Origin of the sequence: uncultured Caballeronia sp. (assembly GCF_964243625.1) — a bacterium.
Taxonomy (GTDB): domain Bacteria; phylum Pseudomonadota; class Gammaproteobacteria; order Burkholderiales; family Burkholderiaceae; genus Caballeronia.
In genome coordinates, this window is record NZ_CAXTGZ010000675.1 from 1 (window position 1) to 3160 (window position 3160).

Below are 3160 nucleotides of genomic sequence, written 5' to 3' on the forward strand. Positions count from 1 at the left end.
GACGTGTTCGAGCGGCCGGCAACGCTGCGCGCGGCGCAATTGCTGGGTCTGCACAACGTCGGACAAGGCGTGCTCGTTGAACCGGGCGTGGTCGAACTGGGTGGATCGTTACGTTTGAGCATTGCGCAAGATAGCGCAATGGGAGGCAACGTCATGTGGCGACTTCCGGCGTCGGCGATCACACGAGATCAAACGGGCGCGTTCGAGGGCATTGTGGAAAGCATCGAATTGCGTCGCGGCGAACGCTACGCGCGACTGAAGATCCGGGGCGCTGCATTTTACATCCCCACCGATGACCCGCAGATGAAACCCGGCACGCCGCAGCGTTTTGCAATCGATATGAACCGGTTAACCGTTTGGCCCATTTAAAAAGCCGTCATTTTTCCAATGACGGCTTTTTCCAAGTTCCACAAACGAACCTCAAGCAACCCTCAAGCGGCCGCTTCCTCTTGCAACATTTGCTGCGTGGCTTCTTCATCGCCATAAAGGTGCAGCAGGCGATATCCGCTCTTGTACACCGGCTGCAGGCGGAAATGGTTGATCGGCTCGATGCTCAACGCAAGCCTCAGGCGCGACACGTGGCTGTCGATGGTACGCGTGCTTTCGCGGAACTCGCGTCCCCAGACCATGGCGAAAATGTGGTCGCGCGACAGCACGCGGCCGATGTTCGAGAAGAACAGCAACGCGAGCCGGAACTGCGTGCCGCTCAACTGCACCGGCTGGCCGCGCACCGTCACGCTCTGCTGGCGTGAATCGAACCGGTACGGACCGAGTTCGGTGACGGCCGCCGAGTTCGCCGGGTAAGCGCGCCGCAGCAACGCCTCGATCCGCGCGCCGAATTCGGCGCTGCGCACCGGGTGCGTGACGAAGTCATCCGCGCCGGCGGTCAGCGCGCGCACGATGTTGCTCTCGCCGCCGTCGGCGGAAGCGAACATGACGGGAACACGTTCGCCAATGCCAGAGCGCATCGACTTGACCAGGTCCAGGCCGGACAAGCCGGAGGAATGCCAGTCGAGGATCAGCATGTCGACGGTCGAGCGCGACAGCGACTTCGACATCGCCAGGCCGTCGCTGAAGGGAATGCATACATGGCCGAGCCGCTCGACGATTTCGCCGACGACATAACGGTGCTGGGGATCGGACTGCAGGATTGCGATACGCATGATGACGATGCCGGTGACGCTGCGCACGATGACTTCGGCTTGATGGATCGAAGGCATCGCAGAAGGTCTCGTGAAGCTTCACAAGACCGCTTTGAACGCGCGAATTTTGCGGAGCGGCACCACCTTGTTCTATCGGACAACTCCTAAACTCCCGGACAACACGGTCACAAATGCTTTCAATATGTCGCGGGAGGTCACTGCTTGTGCCGACTCGTGCCTGCTTCAGGCGAAACGGCGTTTCGCAGGCGTGCGGTCGGGACCACATATCGGGATGCACGAAAGCAACAGGGCGTGATGCAAAAACCTTGCACGCACATTTCAGGATTCACGGAAACGTCGTGCGTTCCAGCTCGTTAAGCTGGGTCACATGAACTCGAACCTTCACTCCGCACGCGCTGGACTGAGCACACGTCAGGCGCTGATCGTCACCACGGCAAGCATGGGCTTCGTGGTCTCTCAACTCGATGTCACCATCGTCAACGTGGCGCTGGCGAGCATGGGACGCGACCTGCATGCGAGCGTCGCGAGCCTGCAATGGACTGTGGACGCCTACGCGCTCGCGTTCGCGGCGCTGATGCTTTCGGCGGGCGTGCTGGGCGACCGCTTCGGCGCGCGGCGGCTGTTCGTGACAGGACTGGCGCTGTTCGGACTGGCGTCGGCGGCATGCGGATTTGCAGCCGATGCCAGCCAGCTCATCGCCGCCCGCGCGTTGCAGGGTGTGGGCGCCGCCGCCATGCTGCCGAACTCGCTCGTGCTGCTCAACCAGTCCTGCGGCCACGACGACGGCTTGCGGGCGCGCGCCGTGAGCCTGTGGACGGCGGCGGGCGCGGTATCGATCGCGGCGGGGCCGGTGGTCGGCGGCGCGCTCATCGCGGCGTTCGGCTGGCGCAGCATCTTCTGGGTCAACGTGCCGCTGTGCCTGGTCGGCATTGCCGCGACCTGCGCATGGATCGCCGATCAAAAAACCGCGCAAAAAGGCCAGGGAGTCGACCTGCCGGGGCAAGTGCTGGCGATCGTTGCGCTCACGTCTTTCGTCGGCGCGATGATCGAGCTTCGGCCGCTGGGAATCGCGCATCCGGTCGTTATCGGCGGGATGGTGCTGGCGTTGCTGACCGGAACAGGGCTTGTTGTGGTGGAACGGCGTGCCCGGGCGCCCATGCTGCCGCCGGCGCTCTTTCGCGACCGCACGTTCAATTCGGCGATCGGGTTTGGCATCTGCGTGAACCTGACTTACTACGGCACGGTGTTCGTGCTGAGCCTGTATTTGCAGCGCGTGCTGGGTCTCTCGCCGCTTCACGCTGGGCTCGCATTCCTGCCGCTGACCGGAGGTTTCCTGTTATCGAATCTCGCGGCCGGCCCGGTCGTGGCGCGCTTCGGTTCGCGGTTGCCAATGATCATCGGCGCATTGATCGATGCCGCCGGCTTCGCGGCACTTTGTTTCGTCGATGCCCGCACGCCCGTTGCCGTGTTGCTGCTGCCGTTCCTGCTGATACCGACAGGCATGGGACTCGCTGTTCCCGCCATGACCACCGCGATGCTCGGAACGGTGGACTCCAGACGCGCAGGCACGGCGTCGGCAGTGCTCAACACGGCGCGGCAAGCGGCCGGCGCGATCGGCGTGGCGATTTTCGGCGCTTTGGCAAGTCATGCGGCGTCGGCCGAGACTGCGCAGATCGTGATGGGGGTCAGGCTCTCGGCGGCAATATCGATCGCGATGCTGTTGTTGGCCGCCGCGATGGCCTGGCGCGTAGTGGAGAACAAAAAGAAAAACCATCGCTAGCGGTGCATCCTACGCGCCGGGAACGTGGGTTGCGAATTGTCTGGAGCCCCTCTCGTGCAACGCGCGGTCCGCAGGCCGCTGGAGGTATCGAACCATGTCCACGCCCATAGATCCGACGCAACTGCCGATAGAACCCGACGCCGACGAACTGCTCGATCCCGATGCGCCGCCGAATCCGGACGACCCCGATCTCCCCGACGGCCCTGATTCCGCGACA

2 protein-coding genes and 1 pseudogene are annotated in these 3160 nt (G+C 63.3%); 2 read left to right on the forward strand and 1 reads right to left on the reverse strand.

The window, feature by feature from the left end; genetic code table 11:
- Window positions 1–369 (forward strand): annotated as a pseudogene (locus ACFFAR_RS29065) (molybdenum ABC transporter permease); the annotation flags it as partial.
- Window positions 370–431: 62 nt separating this feature from the next.
- Here the strand turns inward: ACFFAR_RS29065 and ACFFAR_RS29070 are convergent.
- Window positions 432–1163 (reverse strand): response regulator transcription factor, encoded by a 732-nt coding sequence (locus ACFFAR_RS29070; RefSeq protein WP_062003727.1) that lies wholly within the window; start codon window positions 1161–1163, stop codon window positions 432–434.
- A 367-nt stretch (window positions 1164–1530) separates the two neighbouring features.
- Here ACFFAR_RS29070 and ACFFAR_RS29075 point away from each other — a divergent pair, with 367 nt between their 5' ends.
- Window positions 1531–2943, forward strand: coding sequence for an MFS transporter (locus ACFFAR_RS29075; protein ID WP_375508998.1), 1413 nt, complete (start codon window positions 1531–1533; stop codon window positions 2941–2943).
- Window positions 2944–3160: the final 217 nt, after the last annotated feature.

Coding starts and splice junctions, on each gene's coding strand:
- ACFFAR_RS29075 (WP_375508998.1), top strand. CDS start 1,531: ATGAACTCGAACCTTCACTCCGCACGCGCTGGACTGAGCACACGTCAG.
- ACFFAR_RS29070 (WP_062003727.1), bottom strand. CDS start 1,163: ATGCGTATCGCAATCCTGCAGTCCGATCCCCAGCACCGTTATGTCGTC.